This is a genomic window from Bacteroidota bacterium (assembly GCA_016714535.1).
Lineage (GTDB): Bacteria > Bacteroidota > Bacteroidia > AKYH767-A > OLB10 > JADKFV01.
The window spans coordinates 109,249-131,059 of the sequence record JADKDR010000019.1 but is presented as its reverse complement, the minus strand read 5'-3'; the positions used below and the strand labels follow the sequence as shown (position 1 = coordinate 131,059).

15 protein-coding genes and 1 pseudogene are annotated in these 21,811 nt (G+C 37.8%); 8 read left to right on the top strand and 8 right to left on the bottom strand.

Annotated features, from left to right (window positions below):
• The 3 genes from IPO27_19090 to IPO27_19080 all read right to left on the bottom strand — a co-directional run.
• On the bottom strand, window positions 1-781 hold a 781-nt coding region (locus tag IPO27_19090), incomplete at its 3' end, for a transposase (GenBank protein MBK8848526.1).
• Between the two features lie 474 nt (window positions 782-1,255).
• On the bottom strand, window positions 1,256-2,995 hold the full coding sequence (locus IPO27_19085) for a T9SS type A sorting domain-containing protein (GenBank protein MBK8848525.1): 1,740 nt from the start codon (window positions 2,993-2,995) through the stop codon (window positions 1,256-1,258).
• 232 nt (window positions 2,996-3,227) lie between these two features.
• Window positions 3,228-4,322 carry a hypothetical protein gene (locus IPO27_19080; protein ID MBK8848524.1) on the bottom strand — a complete coding sequence of 365 codons (1,095 nt, stop codon included), beginning with the start codon at window positions 4,320-4,322 and terminating at the stop codon, window positions 3,228-3,230.
• A gap of 985 nt (window positions 4,323-5,307) precedes the next feature.
• Between IPO27_19080 and IPO27_19075 the strand changes: the two genes are divergently transcribed.
• The 8 genes from IPO27_19075 (at window position 5,308) to IPO27_19040 (ending at window position 16,907) form a co-directional block, all read left to right on the top strand.
• On the top strand, window positions 5,308-5,631 hold the full coding sequence (locus IPO27_19075; protein ID MBK8848523.1) for a hypothetical protein: 324 nt from the start codon (window positions 5,308-5,310) through the stop codon (window positions 5,629-5,631).
• A gap of 224 nt (window positions 5,632-5,855) precedes the next feature.
• The gene (locus tag IPO27_19070; protein MBK8848522.1) at window positions 5,856-6,383 is read left to right on the top strand and encodes a hypothetical protein; all 528 of its coding nucleotides are present in this window, start codon (window positions 5,856-5,858) and stop codon (window positions 6,381-6,383) included.
• Window positions 6,384-6,623: 240 nt separating this feature from the next.
• A complete protein-coding gene (locus IPO27_19065) occupies window positions 6,624-8,129 on the top strand; it encodes a T9SS C-terminal target domain-containing protein (protein MBK8848521.1) in 1,506 nt (501 codons plus the stop codon).
• A 65-nt stretch (window positions 8,130-8,194) separates the two neighbouring features.
• Window positions 8,195-9,721 (top strand): T9SS type A sorting domain-containing protein, encoded by a 1,527-nt coding sequence (locus IPO27_19060; protein MBK8848520.1) that lies wholly within the window; start codon window positions 8,195-8,197, stop codon window positions 9,719-9,721.
• A 303-nt stretch (window positions 9,722-10,024) separates the two neighbouring features.
• A complete protein-coding gene (locus IPO27_19055; protein ID MBK8848519.1) occupies window positions 10,025-13,351 on the top strand; it encodes a T9SS type A sorting domain-containing protein in 3,327 nt (1,108 codons plus the stop codon).
• Between the two features lie 105 nt (window positions 13,352-13,456).
• Window positions 13,457-13,999, top strand: coding sequence for a 5-(carboxyamino)imidazole ribonucleotide mutase (gene purE, locus IPO27_19050; GenBank protein MBK8848518.1), 543 nt, complete (start codon window positions 13,457-13,459; stop codon window positions 13,997-13,999).
• A 9-nt stretch (window positions 14,000-14,008) separates the two neighbouring features.
• The gene (locus tag IPO27_19045) at window positions 14,009-14,827 is read left to right on the top strand and encodes a hypothetical protein (GenBank protein MBK8848517.1); all 819 of its coding nucleotides are present in this window, start codon (window positions 14,009-14,011) and stop codon (window positions 14,825-14,827) included.
• 82 nt (window positions 14,828-14,909) lie between these two features.
• The gene (locus IPO27_19040; protein ID MBK8848516.1) at window positions 14,910-16,907 is read left to right on the top strand and encodes a helix-hairpin-helix domain-containing protein; all 1,998 of its coding nucleotides are present in this window, start codon (window positions 14,910-14,912) and stop codon (window positions 16,905-16,907) included.
• Here the strand turns inward: IPO27_19040 and IPO27_19035 are convergent.
• From IPO27_19035 to IPO27_19015, 5 genes and pseudogenes are all read right to left on the bottom strand, one after another.
• A pseudogene (locus IPO27_19035) lies at window positions 16,818-17,318 on the bottom strand (DUF2200 domain-containing protein). The gene IPO27_19040 and the pseudogene IPO27_19035 sit on opposite strands and share 90 nt — an antisense overlap.
• A gap of 1 nt (window position 17,319) precedes the next feature.
• Window positions 17,320-17,712: a DUF1801 domain-containing protein gene (locus IPO27_19030; GenBank protein ID MBK8848515.1), complete on the bottom strand. Its 393-nt coding sequence runs from the start codon at window positions 17,710-17,712 to the stop codon at window positions 17,320-17,322.
• A 2-nt stretch (window positions 17,713-17,714) separates the two neighbouring features.
• The gene (locus tag IPO27_19025) at window positions 17,715-18,086 is read right to left on the bottom strand and encodes a VOC family protein (GenBank protein ID MBK8848514.1); all 372 of its coding nucleotides are present in this window, start codon (window positions 18,084-18,086) and stop codon (window positions 17,715-17,717) included.
• Between the two features lie 209 nt (window positions 18,087-18,295).
• Complete coding sequence (locus IPO27_19020; protein MBK8848513.1) at window positions 18,296-21,139, bottom strand: hypothetical protein; 2,844 nt, start codon at window positions 21,137-21,139, stop codon at window positions 18,296-18,298.
• 163 nt (window positions 21,140-21,302) lie between these two features.
• Complete coding sequence (locus IPO27_19015; protein ID MBK8848512.1) at window positions 21,303-21,647, bottom strand: MmcQ/YjbR family DNA-binding protein; 345 nt, start codon at window positions 21,645-21,647, stop codon at window positions 21,303-21,305.
• Window positions 21,648-21,811 lie beyond the last annotated feature (164 nt).

Here is a 21,811-nt window from a genome sequence, read left to right as displayed (position 1 = left end):
TTTTGTTGGTCGTCAGGGTTTGTATTACCAAGAGGTATTTGTATGTTTTTTTTGCAAGTGGTATGTGTTCAAGTTGGTCTAGTTGTTTGTGTATTATTTGAATGTCGCGGTGCAAAAAGTTGAGTTGCTTGCGTATGGCTTTTCGTATTTCTTTGGTTGTTTTGGTTTTCTTTTGTGCTGTTTTCAAATATATCTTTCGTGCTGTTTTGCGGTAGGTGGGTGGCTTTTCATCTTCCATTGTATGGGCATGGAGTATGTCAATTATTTTTTCGGCCTTTTCGCGTGCATCGTTGAGTAAGTTCAAGTCGGTTGGATAGCTTATATCTTGTGGTGCTGCGGTGGCATCTGTAATCATTGTGCCGCTATGTGTGGGTGTGTTTGCATTAGTTTCTGTTGGCTTTTCTTTGTCTTTTTCGTCTGTGGTTTCGCTGCTGTAGCTGTCTGTTGTTGCAGCTTTGGGGCTTCCAAGGTCTAATATCATCTCGTTCATTTTGCCCACTAAATCAAAGTTTAAGCGCATACGGATGCTAACAAAGAGTGATGCATCGAATGGTTCTTCATTGCTAAAACTGCTGTAGCCAATGAAGTATTGCATATACATGTTCTCTTGTATCTGGTGTATGGTTGCTCTGTCTGTTAATTCGCATATGTGTTTTATGATTACTGCACCTATTGCAACTCGTGGATTTATGGAGCTGGCTCCATTTGGGTGATTGTTAAGTTGTTGTTGATATAGTTTGACTAACTTATCCATGGGATGCGATGGGCAAGAATTACCCATCGGTTTTTGGGGTTTAACTTTTGCGAAAAAGGGGTTTCAAATCCGTCTAAACTTAACTGTGTCGTGCTAATATAGGCTTGCTTGGATGCACGCGTTTTTGATGCTTTTGCCATTTTGCTTTGCAGATGTTTTTTGTTGATAGCTGCAAAATTATTGATAATATTGAGCATTCAATATTTTCAGCAAACCCTAAGCACAAGCCTGTCATCTCGCTTCAGGCGAGAAGGGTTCGAGTCCTGTCCCTACCGCAAACAAGAGGTTATCATTTAAGGTAACCTTTTTTTGTAAAAAAAATGGGAATATACTTTTGTGGCTGAAGTCACAAAGGTTTGCATATTAAAAGAAAGAAGGGCACAAGACTCTTAAAAAGCAAATGATTCACATTGAAAGATTTATCTAAGTTAATTCAGTTATTCTGCTGTATGCTTTTTATATGTTTTTAAACTTAGCTTTTTATTGTTCATTGTTGAGTTTTCATTTGCATATTTTGAATTTTGCTATTGAATTGTTTTCTTCAATTGAAACAAAATATACTCCATGAGCAAAGTCTATCATATCAAAAGCTACTGAATTATCAGAAAGAGTTTGGGTGGTTAGCAATTTGCCAGTGCAATCAAAGATTCTAATTTTCTTTTGACCTTTTGACATGAGATTTGTTATAATAATATTATCGCTTTCGTAATTATAATAAGCAATAATGTTGTTGTAGTTTTCGGCTTTTAAAGAAACAATATTCGAGAAATTAAAGTTTTCATTTATGTCCACTTGTTTTAATCTATAAAAGTTAATGCTTTGAAGTGGAGAAGGATCAATAAATGAATAATTTATTGTGTGACTGGAGTTTCCTGCACCTTTAATTGTTCCAATCTTATTAAAATGTGTTCCGTTATTTGACCGTTGAACCTCAAAGTAATTGCAATTGAATTCGTTTAATGTGCTCCATTTAAGAATCGCTTTATCATCCTCGTACTTCTCAGCTTTAAAATTGAAAAATTCAACCCCTAGAGGTGAAGTACAAGGAAGTCCACCGCTCTGCATTACGATATAAAAAGTAGATGGAATACCGCCATTACCATCAATTAGCAAATAGTAAGTATTGCCAATTGTGAGTCCTGATAAATTAAACTCGCAATTTGCGCTGATACCATTAAAATAAACATTGGATGCGCTGCTTCCACCTCCGTTGGCAGTAACATAAGCACCATTATTAAGCGGTACATCATCCGGACAACCTCCTGTTGGAACGGTCCATGATCCGGTGCCACCACATCCACCATTCCGGGTTACAACTATCGGTTGTGTATCGCTTCCTCCGGGAGGATTATTTGTGATGCCGCTAAGCGAAATGTAGGCTGTGGTTGCATTGGCTACAAATGAAAACCAAGCACTGTTATTGTTAGCGCCATTCCACGAACAAGCCCCAACATAGCCATTAGCATCTGCCGGGTAGACGGGGTCGTTAGGAGAATAACTGTTGTTGGTGCCAATATAAACGCCATTTGCCTCAATACACTGTGAACCTGAACAATAATCATTAACAGTTGAATTGGTGATATCGGTAACAGGAATAGGAGGTCCAAAAACAAGTTCAACCTTCGTAAATGAAACCTCAGATGTTGTAGCTTCGGCTATTTGGAGTGTCCAGGTTCCATTTGGATTCTCTCCATTTAATGCAGAGTAGGCATTGGCAACATTAGTACGATAATAGCCAATACTCCATGGCCAATAGTTTTGCTGCACTCCAGAGGTATAAGATTTTACTGGCTCAAGAGAAGAATGATCTCTCAATTTGATTTTTAACCATTGGCTGGTTGAGGTAGTACAAAATGGGCCTACCAGTTGAATAATTGTACCTGCTGGGGATACTAATCTTACATAATAGCTGCTTAGATTACCGGTACAAGTTGAAGAACCTAGTTCAAGATTCACCTGATTAAGCACCACCTGTCCCATACCGGTGCCAAGTGGAGTAGCCAATCCCGAAACCACAATCTGTTTTTGTAACCCTGGTGCTGCATAAGTGTTCTGCGAATCCCAGGTATTGCATCCCGATGGCACGTTGTTGGTAAATACTTGTCCTTGACTGATCATTCCACTTAAAACCAAAAGAACGCATAGCGCAATAAGGAATTTGAACCGGATTCTAAAAGCTGTCTCAGTTATTGAAAGGATAAACAGCTTTAATGCAGGAAATTTTAGTAATTTATTTTTCATAATTATGCCGTTTATGGATTTAAATTACCCAAACATATATATATAAATATTTCTTAGCATAGTGAGAGGGTGGTGTTTTTCTATGGTGAAATTTTATCACTACAGCGGTTAACCACAGCTAAAGGATTTGTTTTATGAAGAACTTTTATGATGGGCGTAACCAGATTAGGCAAGATATAATTCTGATTCTCAATCAGATATACAATTTTAGGTTAAATTTCCCTCGCAATATTTACTTGAATGAAATGTTTTCAGCCGGAATTAAACCGTTGTCAATAGCAACGCGTAGTAGGCTTTCTTTTCCTGAAATTCCTAGTTTTGTTTCGATATTCTTCTTATGGCTAATAACGGTATCGCGCGTTATGAAAAGAAGTTCCCCTATTTCGAAGTAGCTTTTATTTATGTTTCTTAAAATCTCTATTTCGCGGTCCGATAAAGATTTGAGATTTATGATGGACATATGACTCGATTTTTCTGTTTGAAGCGATTTTATGTCCTCATTCATACTGGTAATTATGACTTTTAACTCGGCATTTTCATCATCTAATATTCGAATTTTAGATTTCAATTCCGTTTCAAGATTTTTTAGCTTCTCAACATTGTCGGTATATATTAATTCATTTTGAAATTCAAATCTGTTTTTAGCCATTATGATAAGAAGAATAAGCAAAATGGAATGTGATGCGAGCGAAGTAACACTGATAATATCATAATGCTGAATTGCAAATATAGTGGAGAAAGCAAGTTGAGTTAGAATAAGTGTTAAGGTCAATAGCACACTCATTATGGCAAAGTAGTGTTGCTTGTTCACCACAAAAGAATTTGTCATAACAATGCCAAGCAATAAGAATGTTATTGCTGAATATGCCACGTCAAAATTTCTGATTATGGCTTTCGAAGTAGAAACTTCGCCCCAGGTCAAAGAATAAAAAATTACGATAAGTACGTTAAATAAGAGAATATTGAGCGCCCAAACAGATGGTTTTTTATATATGGGGATCCTGTTTTTGAATAACTTAACATTGGGTTCAAAGAATGGGAGCGAAGCCAGAAAGAAGGCGTTATTATAAGCAGAAAAGGTATTGGTAACAAGGTTAAAAGCTCCTGCTGAAAGGACACTTAATATCCTGATTAGGTCCATTGAGCCCCAGAGAATATAAGCAAACGATATCATTATGAGCCCCGAATAATTAATATCTGATTTAAATTTTCGTTTTGCATAAAACAACATCAGCCATATAAAGGTAGCACCCGAAAAACATGCGCATAGGTCACAAATGCGAATGCAATTGATTTTTGATAATTCCTGAAAATTTAACTCTAACATATTTAAGCTAAATATTATTCGTAAACCAATATTAATTAATCACCCACGAAAGTAGATTTTTATTTGATAGATTTTTCGTCTAATTGACAATTGTTTGATACCGGGATATAACTTTTTCAAATGGGTAATCCGAAAATTATGTGGAGCATATCAGCAAGGTTTGAATAGGAAGAACATTTTGGTCTTTTTTGTATAAATTGTTTCAAAAGAAAGGCAGGCTATCAGGGCTGTAACTGCAATGCAAAGCCAGATCTGAAGTGGAAGCAAGTATTATCAAAGCAGGATATTAGCTTCCGGTTTTTTCAGTTTGCAGATATCGACTACGACTGCTGCCTATGGTTGGTGTTTTCACAAACCACTTATCGACTTCAAGTGCTGCCTGTGGTTGGTGTTTTCACCAATCACTTATCGAATTTGATTCGATAATTTATATATGCTCTGTATAATGTGTAAGAAAATTAGACGTAGAATCGCTTAACAAATAGAATTTTGCACTTGAATAAAAGTACAAATCAGGACTTTCAGCCAGTTTCCATTTACCAACAAGCGGATTGTTATGCATATAATTTAATTTTTGTCCTAATTCTACCCTATTATATATTGTTGACGAATAGGCTCTCCGTTCCCAAAACTGATACTCACGATCGTTTTGAGTGGATTTAAAGTGTGATAATACTTGGGGATGATTTTCTAGCAAATCAAATTTTATTTTTGTGCTGTAAATTTTAAAAAATCTCGTTGAATATTTTTTCTTCGAAAGTTTCTCGCATCCTCCACAATAGATGAATATGATTTGGCATGATTACAAAGCCATAAATCCAAACGCGATTATTATCAACCAAAAATTCCTTGTTGTCTATAATAATTTGTTTGTATTTGTCGGGTTGTAAAAGTTTTTGCCAATATAAAATAGTTGCAGTAAAAAACTTGATATGATGCTGCATTTTTTTTGATGCGAAAATAACTTTAGCACTAAATAGAAATAATGAAAGTAACCAAGTCTATAAATGCTCCCATTGTAATTACTTTAACTCTATCTGCATTTACTTCTTGTAATGCACAAGTTGATAGGGAAATTAAAGATATTGTTGAACATGCCAAAACCTTTGGTATTGGCGATACGGTATCCGCTATGGGAACAGACCTCGACTGCATTTTGCAGGATAATGATTCCATTTATTGGTTTGCAGGCAATGGTGGGGGGAGTTTATCGTTACGATGGAAATACCATCATCCATATTACCATGAAGGATGGCTTGTACGGCAAATTTGTGTGGGGCATAAAGAGGACATAAATGGAATATTTTAGTTTGTAACCCGCGATGGTATATGCAGTTTTGATGGCAGCATATTTACCAATCATACCGAAGCTATAAAAGATGCAAAGTATGGACAAATCGATATACCAAGGGAGGATTATTTTTTGGCCACCTGAATGGAATTTGCTTTTACGATGACAAATCATTTACAAATTTTAACATACAACCTTCTTACTATACACCGCCTTCAAATAGCAGTGCAGGTTCTTACCAAATGTACTGCACCGCAGTCGACAAGTCGGGTAGGGTTTGGTTTGGAACACAGGAAAAGGGGGTTTGTGTATATGATGGTTCTACCTTTTCATTTATTGATGACAAAGATTTAGCCGGCCTTGCGGTGCGTTGTATCTTTCAAGACAAAAATGATTTGTTATGGTTTGGCATCAACGGGAGTGGGTTATATTGCTATGATGGAAAGGCGCTTCGCAATATTACCGAGGAAAAAAATCTGACCAATTACGAATTTCTCAAGCAAAAAAAATTAGTTGATAATCTTGGTTCGATTGCCGGAGTGTTTGCAATTAATCAAGACGAAGAAGGCTATTTCTGGATTGAAACCGTTGATGCCGGAGTATGGAAGTATGATGGTACTAATCTGACTAATTACACAACGAAACACGGACTAACGGGCAATTCGGTTTATGTTATTTATAAAGACAAAAAGGGCAAACTATGGTTTGTTTGCAATGGCGAAGCTATTTTGCAGTTTGATGGACAAAAGTTTTCGAAAGTGACTTTTTAAGTGCAACATCGCTATTAAACTAATACGGGTATAGTATACAAGGGGTTAGCCTACATGCGATGGCGAGATGTATTGTTTAAATTATATAATTTTGTATTTTATTGTAAAGCGAAGTTGCTATCACATAATGCATTTGGAAGTTCACAGACACCATCAAAGCCATTAGAAAAAACCACCAACCATTCAAATAATTTGTTAGATTTGCCATGCATTACAAGCAAAATTTTAATACGAGTCATAATGAAACTAAAACTACTTTCCACATTTATTTTTTTACTCACTTCATTTTTTTGCAATGCGCAAAACACCCAATACGATATTCAATGGCAAAACACCATTGGAGGTAATAACTGGGACCAGTTATATTCCATTACCCCCGCACCCGATGGAGGTTATATTTTGGGAGGATATTCACACTCAAATATCTCCGGTGACAAAACAGAAAATAGCATTGGAGGCGTTGACTATTGGGTTGTAAAAATTGACAGCCTGGGTGCTATTGTATGGCAAAATACTATTGGAGGGAATAACGATGACAGATTATGTTCCATTACCTCCTCACCCGATGGAGGTTACGTTTTGGGAGGATATTCATACTCAAATATCTCCGGAGATAAAACCGAAAATAGTAATGGAGTTGCAGATTATTGGGTAGTAAAAATTGACAGCCTTGGTAATATTGTATGGCAAAATACCATTGGGGGGGGTGGCGATGACTACTTATATTCTATTACCTCCTCACCCGATGGAGGTTACGTTTTGGGAGGATGGTCATACTCAAATATCTCCGGTGACAAAACAGAAAATAGCAATGGAAGTTCTGATTATTGGGTAGTAAAAATTGACAACCTTGGTGCTATTGTTTGGCAAAATACCATTGGGGGGAATGGCGAGGACCAATTATATTCCATTGCCCCCACACCCGATGGAGGTTACGTTTTGGGAGGATGGTCAAATTCAAATATCTCCGGTGACAAAACAGAAAACAGCAATGGTGGTTATGATTATTGGGTAGTAAAAATTGACAGCCTTGGTGCTATTGTATGGCAAAATACCATTGGGGGGAGTAACAATGACTACTTAAATTCCATTACCCCCACACCCGATGGAGGTTACGTTTTGGGAGGAGGTTCATCCTCAAATATCTCCGGTGACAAAACAGAAAATAGCAATGGAACTTATGATTATTGGGTAGTAAAAATTGACAGCCTTGGTGCTATTGTATGGCAAAATACCATTGGGGGGATTGACGGTGATTGGTTATATTCCATTACATCCTCACCCGATGGAGGTTACGTTTTGGGAGGAGGTTCATCCTCAAATATCTCCGGTGACAAAACAGAAAATAGCAATGGAACTTATGATTATTGGGTAGTAAAAATTGATAGCATAGGTAATATTATTTGGCAAAATACGATTGGCGGAAGTGCTCAGGACTGGTTAAATTCTATTACCCCCACACCCGATGGAGGTTACGTTTTGGGAGGATATTCATATTCAAATATCTCCGGTGACAAAACAGAAAATAGCAATGGAATCCTTGATTATTGGGTAGTAAAACTATCCCCTTCAAACCGCATTACGGGTAAATTACTTGCAGATGTGAATCAAAATAATGTACAAGATAGCAGCGAGGCAAATATTTCGGGAATAAAAATAACGGAAGCAAGTACTGGCCGTTACACTTTTTCTCAAGCCGATGGTTCGTATTCTATTGGGGTTTTGATACAACTACTTACACTGTAAGTGCAGCAAATACTGTTACTTACTACACTCCTAATCCAACAACACATACTGCCACTTTTACTGCTATGCAACAAATAGATTCTTTAAACGATTTTGCATACCAGCCAACAACTATTGCTAATGATTTGTATATTAGTATTCATCCACTATCGCCTTTCCGCAGTGGGTTTAATGCCACTTACAATATACATTATAAAAATATTGGTACAACAGTTTTGTCGCCAATTATTTATTTTTTCAATGATGCTAAAGTTGATTTTGTTTCATCAAATGTGTTGCCTGCTAATGTATATGCCGATTCTGTGATTTGGAATTTACCTGCACTCGCTCCTTTTAGCGAGGGTGATATTACTGTAACCGTATACGTACATCAAGGTTTGCAAATTGGCACATTGTTAAATTCGAGTGCAAAAATATTCCCTTTTGTAGATGATTATGATATTGCAAACAATAGTGCAAGTTGGGAGGTAACTACAATTGGTTCCTTCGACCCAAATGAAATAATTGTAAACAAAGATTCGGTTTCGGTTTTCGATTTAAAACCTGTGCCACCCTATTTGGAGTATGTAATTTATTTTCAAAACACCGGCAACGATACAGCCTTCAATGTGAAGGTTGAAAATATTATTCCCAAGAAATTGAACCTTGCATCGTTCGAGTTTCTGTCATCGTCAAACCCGGTAAATATAAGCCTCAACAGCGAAAGCCGCCTTGCCACATTTGAGTTTCCAAATATACTTTTGCCCGATAGCAATGTTGATGAACAAGGCAGTCATGGATACATTCGGTATCGCATTAAGCCAAATAAAACGTTGCAAGTAGGAGCTGAAATTTTAAGCGAGGCATCTATTTATTTTGATTTTAATGCTCCGGTTGTTACCAATAAAGCAAGTACATTAATTTATTTGTCCTATGCTAACTTAGGAACAGCAATAAGCGGTGCACAAAGCTTATGTTATGATAGTGCATCTACAGCTAATTACAAAACCACTGATAATATAGGCAACATCTATACTTGGAATGTTAGTGGAGGACAAATAATTACAGGACAAGGTACAAGTGCTATTGATGTCCAATGGCATGCCAATGGCCCATGGACACTACACCTCACTGAATGTGATACAACCTTACAATTATGTGATACAAACTCATTTACAGTAATTGCACATCCCTACCAAACATATACAGACACCGTTAACATCATTCAAGGAGATAGTGCATTTGCATGTGGCGCATGGCAAACGCAAAGCGGCTTGTATTACGATTCGCTCACCACACAGTTTGGTTGCGATAGCTTGGTGATAACCGTGCTTAATGTTTTTACTTCTATCAATGCGATTTCAATTGTTGACAATGTATTTGGTATAAACCCCAATCCTGCAAAAAACATGTTGGAAGTAATGGTGCTCTTAAAAACACAAGAGCCAATCACCTTTCAATTACTTGACATCAGTGGAAAGTTGCAGCTAAGCACACAACTACAAGCAAACGTAAATCAGTCACTCAACATTGCCACACTTGCAAGCGGAATGTACATAGCACGCATACAACATCAAGGTAGGCGCTATGATAGGAGGGTGGTGAAGGAGTAAAATTGAGTTTCCCCTTTCCACATGGAAAGGGAAATTGTGTAGCGTATTTCATACTTTCAGCCCCAATGTTTAATCAATTCGCAACCTCCGTCCATAGCCAAGGGTTCATTATCAATCCAATAGTCGCAACTGTTATTCGTATTACAAATTCTTACTTAGTATTGGTTTTCCCAATTCGTAATTCATATTGGTATTCCTAGTTCGTAATTCGTAATTGTAAATTAGAAATTCAAATTAGCATAATTTAACAACAATAAATTGCCTTAGCTTTCTATCTTTGCCATATCAAAAATTATTTATAGAATGAAGAAAATGTATGTTGTCATAATGCTATGCATTATGGGTGTAACAACAATCAAATCGCAATCATGGCGTGAAGACATGCTAAAGGAGAATGCTAATTTTTACGATGTTCAAAAGAAGTATGCTTCCATCTTTAGCAAGCAAGAAAAACAAATGCGTAAGAATGTACGCAAAGCACTTACCGAAGAAGAAGAAGGAGGGTTCCAGATATTTAAGCGTTGGGAATATTTTATGGAAGAGCGGCTAGCGCCATCGGGCAAGCTGCCAAACCCAATGATGATTTATGAAGAGATGCAAAAATTCAGCAATCAGAATTTGCTTTCAAAATCAAGCGGTGCATGGGTGCCGTTGGGTCCTACTCTTAAAGATGCCAACAATACTGTAAAAGGACTTGGCCGCATTAATGGAACAGCACAGGCAGTGGGTAATAGTAATTATTTGGTTGTTGCTTCGGCCTCCGGAGGTATTTGGACCACATCCAATGGCGGTGTAAACTGGGAAACCAACACTGATGGTTTTCCGGTGCTCGGTTTTAGCAATACAGTTATACATCCACAGAATTCGCAAATAATTTATGCAGCTTCAGGAGATGGCGAAGCTGGCGACACCTATGGATTAGGAGTAGTAAAATCCATAGATGGCGGTCAAAGTTGGAACCTTACCGGTTTAAATTTTGGAACAAGCAAAGCCCGCCTTACACGTAAATTAGTAATGCACCCAACCAACTATGATGAATTGTTAGCAGCAACCAACATTGGATTATATAAAACCACGGATGGCGGTATAACCTGGAACGAAATTAGGAAAGGCGATTATCGTGATATCGAATATAAACCCGGTGACCCCAATACGATATACGCAGTTAATGATGGACAGTTTTTTAAAACTACTGATGGTGGCACTTCCTGGGTTACCATAACAACTGGATTGCCTGCTACCAATGCAGTAAGCCGTTTGGCAATTGCCGTAACTCCTGCAAATGCTTCTTATGTATATCTGGTTGCGGGCGAAGCTGGCAGTCAGGGTTTCGAAGGATTGTATCGCAGTACCAACGATGGCACTAGCTTTACCATGCGTTCGTCAACACCTAATCTATTAGGGTGGAGTGTGACTGGTAATGATAATGGTGGGCAGGCCTGGTACGACCTTGCTATTTGTGCCTCGCCTGTGAATGCCGAAATGGTTTTTGTAGGTGGAGTCAATACCTGGCGCAGCACAAATGGGGGCAGCTCTTGGGCATGCAAAGGGCATTGGCAAGGTAGCAATGGTGTTGCTCTGGTGCATGCCGATATTCATAATCTCGAATATTTTGGCAGCAACCTTTACAGTAGCAATGATGGTGGTGTTTATCGTTCAACCGATGATGGTAATACTTGGACCGATTTAACTTCGGGAATTGAGATTACTCAATTCTATCGCCTGTCATGTTCACAATTAAATTCGGATATGATTATGGCTGGCGCACAGGACAACAACTCTTCGCGCAGGCTTAATAATACATGGAAATATATGCGAGGTGGCGATGGCATGGAGCAGTTAATACACACTACCAATACGAGTATTCTTTTCTCGGCAAGTCAGTATGGAAGCATAGGGCGCTCTACTAATAGTGGTGCAAGTTTTTCAAACATATTAGGCAACCTGAATGGTACTGGCGATTGGGTAACTCCTTTTGTAATGACACCCGGGGGCACGTTATATGTAGGTTATTCTGAAGTATATCGCAGTACCAATAATGGAAGCACTTCTACCAAAATCAGCAATCTTAGTGGTGGCAATTTAACATTATTGCATGTAAGCCCCAGTGATAGCAATCATATTATATGTGGACGACAAAGTACACTTTTAAAAACAAGCAATGGTGGTACCACCTGGACCAATGTCAGTCAGAATATTCCGAATGGTAATACCAACTTTACCTACGCATGGTTTCATCCAACCAACCCACTACGTATGTGGGTAACTTGTTCCGGCTATATAAAGGGAGCAAAGGTTTTTGAAACTAATGATGGCGGTGCTACCTGGACCAATATAACAGGCAACCTTCCAAACATTCCAGTTAATTGTATTATTTATGAAAATGGCGGCAGCGATGGTTTGTATATTGGCACCGATGCAGGTATTTTTTATAAAAATGTAAGCTTAAAAAATTGGCAGTCGTTTATGACTGGCTTGCCTAATGTAATTGTACGTGAACTGGAAATTGTTTATCCGGCAAATAAAATTCGTGCTGCCACGTATGGTCGTGGGGTATGGGAATCTGAGTTATATACACTATCAAAACCTGTAGTAGATTTTACTGCATCAAGAATTAAAATTTGCACAGGGCAGTCCGTATTTTTTAGTGATAACAGCACTGAAGCTCCAACCTCATTCCAATGGGTGTTTAGCGGAGGCACGCCAGCAACGGCCACTACGGATACAGTTACCGTTACTTATAATACGGATGGAATTTATGATGTAAAATTAGTTGCACAAAACAGTGCCGGTAATGATAGTGTTATTAAAACGGCATTAATAGAAGTTTCTTCAGCTTCAGTAGCGCTTCCTTTTGCACACGACTTTGAGGGCAATACCATGTTGCCAGCAACATGGGCGTTGACTAACCCGGATATTGATATGACCTGGGTACAAACCAATGTTGCCGGAGGGTTTGCACAAAGCTCGAAAAGCGCCATGTATAAGAATTTTGGAAATTATAATACTGCAACACGCGATTTTTTTGTAACAGATAATTATGACTTTTCAGCATTAACTACTGCCGAACTTAGCTTTGATGTAGCCTATGCGCGGCAGTTGCCAAACAATAATGATTCGCTCATTGTATATGCTTCTGATGATTGTGGACTTACCTATTCAAAAGTATACGCAAAGGGAGGCTCGGGGCTTAAAACATACAATGCATTTTTAAGTACACAATTTATTCCTGTTAGTTGGGATTGGCGCAAAGAAGTAGTTAGCATCAATCAGTATGCAGGTAAATCTCAAGTGATGTTTAAGTTTGAAGCATATTCAGCCGGAGGGAATAATTTATATCTCGATAATATCAATCTGGGTGCTTTATCTGGAATAGGAATAAACGAATTGCAAAATCAGGAGTGTGTATTAAATCCTAATCCTGCTAATGGATTTGTAAATTTGAATTGCATTACACTTTCAAACAGAACAATTGAATTGTTTGATTTGCATGGTCGTATGGTAAAACAAGAAACGATGAGTCAGCTGAATCAGCAATTTGATATTTCGCGGTTAGAATCGGGAGTGTACTTTATGCAAATTACAGATGGACAAAATAGTAAGCGGGTAGTGAAGTTGGTGAAGCAATAAAATTAAGCAATATCGAATTTATATAGAATGCCCCTGATGGGGCATTTTTATTTTCCATTAAATATTAAATAGTACTACATTAGCCAAACCAACAAATATGTAAAAATGCGTAAACCGGAAAAAGAAGTAGATCCCGTAGTAGGAGTAATAATGGGCAGCGAAAGCGACAAGGCCATCATGCAAGCCGCATCAGATATACTATTGCGCTTTGGAATTCCCCACGAGATGGAAATAGTGAGTGCCCACCGCACTCCCGAACATATGTATAATTATGCCTTTACCGCCCGAGGTCGAGGTTTAAAGGTAATTATTGCAGGAGCGGGAGGGGCAGCACACTTGCCGGGTATGGTTGCTTCGCTAACCACACTTCCTGTTATTGGTGTTCCTGTAAAATCGTCTAATTCCATTGATGGATGGGACTCTATGCTTTCTATCTTACAAATGCCCAATGGGGTGCCGGTAGCTACCGTTGCTTTAAACGCTGCCCAAAATGCCGGTATCCTTGCAGCGCAAATATTATCTTTAAGTGATGAAAAAATAGCGCAACAATTGCGTGACTTTAAAAACGAATTACGCGACAAGGTGCTTAAATCAAAAAAAAGCGAACCTCTGCCTGATTCTATTCCCATTCCTGATAACCTGGCTTGATTTTATTGTATGAAAAAAATAGTACTCCTTGCAATTTCGTTGTTAACCATGCATGTATATGCTGGTAATTATACAACGCATGCCGGTGGTCGCGATGCGGCATTATCCGGTGCTACCATTTGTGTTAACGATGCATTTTCTGTTTTTAATAATCCTGCCGCTGGAGCTATTACGCCCGGCTTGCGACTTGCAGCAGCCCTCGATTACCGCTTCGGAATGAAACAACTGGCAACTAACAGCTTTGCTTTTAGTTATGGCAAAGAAAAGATTGGAACGTTTGGTTTGTCTTTTTCACAATTTGGATTTTCGCTTTACAACGAGCAGATAGCCACATTAAGTTATGCACGGGTACTTAGCGAAAAACTGAGTGGGGGAATGCAGTTTCATTATATAAGGGTTAACCTTGGCGATGAGTATTATGGAAACAAAGGTGCTTTAGCAGCATCTTTAAATATGTTTTATAAAACGTCCGAAACTTTTTCGATGGGTTTTAATGTTTTCAATCTTACAAATACTTCGCTGGCTGAGTATAATAACGAACGCATACCAACCATTATCAGAGTAGGAGCGAGGTGGCAGCCCAACATTAAAGTTGCAGTGAATGTAGAAACAGAGAAAAATCTTGATCAGCCCAATCAACTTAAACTTGGTGTAGAGTATAGGCCATTAAAACAATTGAGTGTAATGGTTGGAGTAAAAGGCAAGCCCGCTGCATTTTCGTTTGGGGTTGGATATGCGCTAAATAAATGGCGCATTGATTTTGCTTCTAGTTATCATCCGGTACTGGGGTATTCGCCTGTGGTTGGTTTAAGTTATGGTATAAATTAATTACGTGAAATTTACTCTTCAAAATATATTATTACCGTTAGCGCTAATTTGTTTGGTGCAAAATAGCTTAGCGCAGCGCAAAATGGAGAACGCTATTCAGCAAATTGAGTTGAACATTGAACGACTTGGTGAGCAGGATGGGGCAGAAGGTATAGATTTTGAAGAGTTGCAAATTAAGTTAGAAGGATATTTAAAGGAGCCTATCAATATAAACACTGCCACACGCGATGAACTTGATGATCTTGGTCTTCTTTCGCAATTGCAGATATTAGCCATCATAAAGCACCGTGAGAAGTTTGGCAATTTTGTAACCATTGAAGAACTGCAGTCCATTAATGCATTTGAATTGGAGATTATCAGATTGCTGCAACCTTTTTTATATGCAGGCGAAAAAGATCGTGTTACCATTTCTCTTGAAGAAATGTTGAGCCGCAGTAAGAAGCAATTGCTCATACGCAGCACACGTGTGCTAACGCGTACATCAGGGTATGAGAAAGATTCGACAGGTAATAGCACCTACTTGGGGTCGCCACAAAATTTTTATGTGCGATACCGGCAGAGCTACTCAAAAAAATATAGTTTTGGAATTACAGCCGAAAAAGATCCGGGCGAAGAGTTTTTTAAGGGCTCGCAAAAAAATGGATTCGATTTTTATTCGGCCCATCTTTTTCTCAAAGAGGTATGGAAATTTAAAGTGATTGCCTTAGGCGATTTTCAACTAGCATATGGACAAGGATTAGGTTTGTGGACAGGTCTTGCCTTTGGCAAGACCAATGATATTGCCACCATTGTTCGAAATGCCCGAGGTATTACTCCCTATACTTCGGTCAATGAGTTACAGTATAATCGTGGAGTTGCTTTTGCATTTGAACTTTCCAAATTTCAATTTGATTTTTTTGCAAGCAGACGAAAGGTGGATGCAAATCTTATTGTTCCCAATGATTCTGCCGACAATGAAGTTGCTTTTTCAAGTTTATTGACCTCTGGTTTGCATCGTACGCAAAGCGAATTGGATGATAAGAATGCACTTGAGCAAACTTTATATGGCACACACATTACCTATAAAAATAAAAGTGGAGAAATAGGAGGTACCCTTAGTAGCATACAGTACGATAAAGAGTTTAGACGCAATGTTGATTTGTATAATCAGTTTCAGTTTACTGGTAGTAAAGCAACTAATGCTGCTATTGATTATAAAATGGTTGCAGGCAATAAATTATTTTTTGGCGAAATGGCTTACTCGTTTACTGCCCAAGCCTCAGCGATGCTGCATGGATTGATGGTTAGTCTTGATCCAAAATTATCGGCAGCTATCGTTTATCGCGATTATGGATTGAAGTTTATTCCGGTTGCAAGTAACCCGATTCGCGAGAGCAGTACTTTTAACGAAAAGGGATTCTACATCGGCATAAATGCAAGGCCCGTAAGAGCGTTTACTTTCAGTGGCTATATTGATATTTTTCAATTCCCATGGTTGCGCTTTAGTGTTGATGCTCCTTCGTCAGGTTATGAAATGCTGGGTCAGGTAAATTATACACCTTCACGTAAGCTTGATTTCTATTTCAGGTATCGCAATCAATTGAAACAACAGAATACCGTTTCAGGAGTTAGCGAGTATCAACCTTACCTTGTAAATTTTGATCAGCATAATTATCGCTTTAATGTAACATATAAAATTACACAATCCTTTTCGGTGCATACACGTGCTGAGTGGATAAAGGTTATACTAGATAAGAATGAGGAAACCGGTTTTGCCATTATGCAGGATATTACTTTCAAACCATTTTCGTTTCCTCTATCATTTACAGCACGTTATATATTGTTTGATTCGAGAAGTTACAACGCTCGCATCTATGCCTATGAAAGCGATATTTACGGAACATTTTCTATTCCGGCATATTATAACCGAGGCTCAAGATACTATGTCAACGTTAGGTATAAAGTAAATAAGGCCATTGATTTATTTGTACGTTATTCTAACACAACCTATTCAAACATTACTGCCATTGGCAGCGGCAATGATGCCATTGATGGCAACATACGCAATGACTTGCGAATTGCCTTGACGTGGGAGTTTTGATAATTTAATCAGGGGTTGCAAGCAATATTCGAAATATATTTTTAGTTTTAATTTGTTCTTGAAATATTTTCCATTTTTTCCTTTTGCCAGTTCGTCAACAAGCTTATCTAAATACCTTGCTTGTCTGGTAAGTGGATTTTCTATTTTTTCAATACGGTAGCCACAGATCATTCCGGTTATGAGATGCGCATTTGGATTTATTTTCGCTCTGGCGAAAAAAATTTCGAATGTCACCTATTCAGCTATTTGTTTTTGTAGTGTATTTGTGTCGAATCAGGTTAGCCAAAAAATAACTTGATGCAATTCTTCTATCGTTCTGCCCTTGCTAACTACTTTAGTTACATAGTGCGGGTAAACAGATGCAAATGTCATTTTTGCAATGCGTGCGTTATGTTCAGTTGAAGTAGTCATTTTATTTAAGTCGTTCAAGTTTTCCTTTGCGCTTTACAATGTTTTTATAATCCCATTGTATGTTTTCCGACTTTTTCAACCATCGTTTTAGCGTGGTTATTTTAATTTCATTTACCTCATTATAAAAAACAGATGCATCTTTAAATTTTCCTCCTGTAACATTTAGTCCATCCTCTTCAAAGTCGACACCACTCCAAAACATTAGTCTGATTCCTGCTTTCTGTTTGCTATATCCAACAATTGGGTTGTCATCGATAAACCATACAGGGTGTGCATGCCATATTTTACATGTAGCTTTCTTAAGTGCATTGTCAATTATTTCGGCAAGCTTAGTGCAGATTAACTGATCAGTAACCGACTGCCGCAAGTTATATTCGTTAATGTCAGCATTCATTGTTAGCGATGTTGGTCTATTAAAATTTGATTACCATCCGGATCGGTTAGCGTTAAATGAGCAGGCCCAACGGTGCTTTCATCGGTCTCGGCAGTGAGTGCAATACCACATTCTTTCAGATGCTTTTGTATGCTGCGCACATCATCAAAGGTTTCAAGATTCTGGGCGTTTTCGTCCCAGCCCGGATTAAAAGTGATTATGTTTTTGTCAAACATCCCTTCAAACAAACCAATGATTGAATTTTCATTCTTTAGTATAATCCACTTCTGATCAATGTTGCCGCCAAGCACTGTAAATCCCAATGCCTCATAAAATGTTTTTGATTTATGAATGTCTTTTACAGCAAGACTAATTGAAAACGCTCCTAGTTTCATACCTTTTCGATTTTTAAAGTTTCGTAAGCAATAGTATGAAATATAGTTGTGATAATTAAGTTATTTTAAAGTTCCATTGAATCTCATGCTAATTGGTTTTGTGCTACATTGGGTTAATTGGCATCTCATCTTAGAAATGAAGATGCTTAGTGCACGTTGTAATTATTTATGATTTCAAAGACTCTTCAAATGAAAGAGCAGTCTAATTATTATTCAATCCCATCAAAAAAATTTTCCAACAACAGCGATAGCTCTTGATTTGATTTTGTGGAATCGTAAAAATGCGTACGCATTTTTTGTACAGGCAAAAAGTATTTATGCAACTCTTTGTGTTGCGATATGATAAGTGTAGGACATCCTACTGCCTGCGCCATTGCCAATTCTAGTGTTGCATTAGGGTTTAAGTTTGTTAAGTCGGCTATAACAAATGATGATTGACATATGTCTTTCCAAATGGAGGCAAGTATATTCGGATTAAGACGCTCATAACCAATTTTATATTCAAGGTTTCGTTTTGTGCAAATTGCTTTTGCAATTTCTTGAGTGTTTATACTCCACTTTCGAAAAGCCGTTATATGGAATACCAGTTTACTTTTTTCATCGGGATAAGCACCGGGAAAAGCTGGTAGTATAATCATGTGATTATGATTTTGCATTTTCTCAAGCATGACTGAAATGGTCAGCCTTACATGCGTTGCATCAAGCGAATCTTCGAGCCCGTTCAGCATTGAGCTTATTTTTTTGTCTTTTATACCAGCATATTTTACTTTCAAAAAATTAATCGTTTCCGGAATGCAGGAGTTTTGTGTTGCTCTGCTTACGCTATACAAAGCAATTTGTATAGCTGCCAGTATGCGACTGGCATCGTTGCCATCATGTTGCAATACTACCGGCTCTATGTCAACATCGAACGGTAGCGTTTGATCTCGTTGCATGATAATTACCAATGGCTTGCCGAATACATAAGCCCAACCATTTTCGTAAGCAACATTTGCAATGGGGCCTGCAGCAGCAAGAATTTCATCTTGCTCAGGTATATTTACATTATCCTGTTCACTTGGATCAGCAACGGCCGGATTATAATTGGAGTAATCAAAAATGGCAAGTGCACTTTCGCGTAGTTGTTGCCAACGTGCGTTTACATAATTGTCGGTTATATTTCGTTGCGAAACGATCATCTGCAACTCATTGCATGCTTCCGCTACTAAGGCGGACACTTCGCCAGAGCCTGAAAAGAAAACTGCATTTGCATTAAAGGTAACTTCATTAGCCGGAAATATGGGTTTTATCAACATGAGCATATACCTTCGTTCAAATTGGCCTAACTCAATTGCCATTCTGCGAAAACTCATTTTCTGATGTTGTAAAAGTTGATCTAGCGTGTAGGCTGAGCCAAGCAATCTGCCTACATCACTTAAGTGCTCACTTAATCTGTCAAATTCAATTTTATCTTCACTGTCATTTTCGATTTGTAGTTTTCCAAACCTACTGGCAAGGGCAGGAAGCAATTCGTTAAATTGCTTTACCTGAGGAATGCTATGGCCTTCGGGAGCCACCGGTATATAAGCGCTGCTATAGATCAATCGCTTTGTTTGTTCTCCTAGCCGCTGTATAAGTATGTCATTTTCCAATTCACTATTATGCATAATTTCGGGAGCCTCGTCCAGTATCTTAAACATTGGTTGAAGGCCAGCCCATAGTTCTAGTCGTTCAGGCGGAACAAGTTCTTTTAATGATTTTACGATAGTTAGCATAGAACGAAGAAAGATGGCAATGATTTCCTCATCTTCTTTTTCAGTAGAATTTTCTTTTGGTAATCGTGGTGCAAGAAACTGTAACTTCATTAATGAGTCTATAAAGGCAGCTTCTGCAGCAACTCCGTCAGCAATACTTTTATTATGATTTTTTACAATGGTTTCGCAAGCATTTTTAAATTCAGACACCGTAAGTGAAGAGTATTCGCTGTCACTTGCATTAAACATGTTGGCAAAATTGGTTTTTAGTATATTCAACATGTCCACAACATTTTGCGGTGCAATGGGGATAGCAGCATCAATCAATGCGTTCATAGTAAGCATTAGCGTTTCTATCTCCTCCAACGTTTTTTGAGGCAATTGCTTAATGGCTGTGATTGCTTCGTTTAGGGCATATTCGCTAAACCCATCGCGGGCAACAATTTCTTTAAAGTCCAATAGAATTTTATCCGGACTTTTGCTCAAGCCGGTTGATGTTGCCTTGGCAGATAGTTCATTCTTTTTTTGTTGCAGGTAAGGTGTTATAAGTTCAAATACTTTTGCTTCTATTTTTTCTAACGATGGAGCGGAATGAGGATCATAAAGTATGCTCCAGCCATATATTTTTATTAGTGTTTCCGAGTATACTTTAAAGTCGTACGCATGTTTTTCGTTTAGTTGCTCTACTTCATCAAACACATGTAGTATTTCTTTCTTATCAAATCCATTTGCATTAAGGTGTTGCACTAATCCTAAAAATAGATTTGTAATTGGGTCTTCAATCTTATCGGTTGATGCAAGCGTTTTAAACCAATCTATAGCAATTTTAATTGCAAGTAATTGTATTATTCCTTTAGAAACTATTGTAGCGCTTACTTCATTCTCGTTTAGTTCCAAATTCGAAAGCTTATCAAAAGCCGAATCAAATACCTGATCAGGATTTAGTTGTTGTTTTATTTGATCTGTTACTTCGGCCACAATTACCAACACCTTTAAGTGCAATGAATCTTCACCAAACAAGACTTGTATGGTTTGTGCAAATTTATTTCGTAGATCCGCAATTGATTGCACATCCTCGTCTTGAGGCAAATAGGTTGCGTATAAATCGCAAAGTTTAACATAAGCACTTAATACTTCAAGCCTGTCTTCCCATGTTATAATTTCAAACGAAGTCAATTTGCTGAAAGAATCTTTCAGTATGTTTTTATCATTTACAGTGTTGCTTAATGATGATGTTGTTTCTTCGATCAACGTTTTAAGTTCAGCCTTTATTCCTGTGTACTTGTTTTTGATGGTTGACGATGATTGTGTGTCACTCATAGTGGAAAATATTTAGTGGTTGGGCTTTCGATTGTTTTGTATGTCATAAGCGAAGAAGATGAAATTTGTTTTTGTCCAATTTAAATGCGTCTTGTTTAATTGAGTCTATTGGAAGTTGTAAAACGAAACACAACCAATTTGTTTAATCATTTCTGCATTATTATTATTTGTTATTTGCTCGCACTAATAAGGCCAACTTAGCTGGTGCAACCTCACAATAAGCTGTAGTTAGCGCATCTTTAAATAAGTCCTTATGCACCTTGCGCATTTCAATTAATGTCCAGCCTTGCTTACCCCATTTATTGTCAACCGGAGCGATATGAGTTCCAGCTATTGAAAAAACATGTTGATCATTCATATTCAGTTTAATACATGCGCAGTTATTTTGTGCATCGTATGTAGCAAATATTTTTTTCTTTACCCTGAAGGAGGTTTTATCAAAGTGCGGTTCTTCGGTCACTTCCGGAAACGAAAGCGCCAACTTTCGGAGGTTATCAATAGAAACCATTTGCTGATTATTATTTTTGCTAAAGCATGTAAAAGTAAAAATCATAAATACAGGATGCAATGATTCTTCTCATTAAGTTTTATGCACTTTTTTATTTATACCTGCAAGAAGTCAAAAAGTAAAATCAAATAAAAACCTGCTTGCACATTTCTTTTCTATATTTG

Excerpts from the sequence above, each read along its gene's own strand:
- IPO27_19020 (MBK8848513.1), bottom strand. The coding sequence starts at position 21,139 with ATGAGTGACACACAATCATCGTCAACCATCAAAAACAAGTACACAGGA.
- IPO27_19070 (MBK8848522.1), top strand. The coding sequence starts at position 5,856 with ATGTACTGCACCGCAGTCGACAAGTCGGGTAGGGTTTGGTTTGGAACA.
- IPO27_19055 (MBK8848519.1), top strand. The coding sequence starts at position 10,025 with ATGAAGAAAATGTATGTTGTCATAATGCTATGCATTATGGGTGTAACA.
- IPO27_19065 (MBK8848521.1), top strand. The coding sequence starts at position 6,624 with ATGAAACTAAAACTACTTTCCACATTTATTTTTTTACTCACTTCATTT.
- IPO27_19060 (MBK8848520.1), top strand. The coding sequence starts at position 8,195 with ATGCAACAAATAGATTCTTTAAACGATTTTGCATACCAGCCAACAACT.
- IPO27_19030 (MBK8848515.1), bottom strand. The coding sequence starts at position 17,712 with ATGAATGCTGACATTAACGAATATAACTTGCGGCAGTCGGTTACTGAT.
- IPO27_19075 (MBK8848523.1), top strand. The coding sequence starts at position 5,308 with ATGAAAGTAACCAAGTCTATAAATGCTCCCATTGTAATTACTTTAACT.
- purE (MBK8848518.1), top strand. The coding sequence starts at position 13,457 with ATGCGTAAACCGGAAAAAGAAGTAGATCCCGTAGTAGGAGTAATAATG.
- IPO27_19080 (MBK8848524.1), bottom strand. The coding sequence starts at position 4,322 with ATGTTAGAGTTAAATTTTCAGGAATTATCAAAAATCAATTGCATTCGC.
- IPO27_19085 (MBK8848525.1), bottom strand. The coding sequence starts at position 2,995 with ATGAAAAATAAATTACTAAAATTTCCTGCATTAAAGCTGTTTATCCTT.
- IPO27_19025 (MBK8848514.1), bottom strand. The coding sequence starts at position 18,086 with ATGAAACTAGGAGCGTTTTCAATTAGTCTTGCTGTAAAAGACATTCAT.
- IPO27_19040 (MBK8848516.1), top strand. The coding sequence starts at position 14,910 with ATGGAGAACGCTATTCAGCAAATTGAGTTGAACATTGAACGACTTGGT.
- IPO27_19015 (MBK8848512.1), bottom strand. The coding sequence starts at position 21,647 with ATGGTTTCTATTGATAACCTCCGAAAGTTGGCGCTTTCGTTTCCGGAA.
- IPO27_19045 (MBK8848517.1), top strand. The coding sequence starts at position 14,009 with ATGAAAAAAATAGTACTCCTTGCAATTTCGTTGTTAACCATGCATGTA.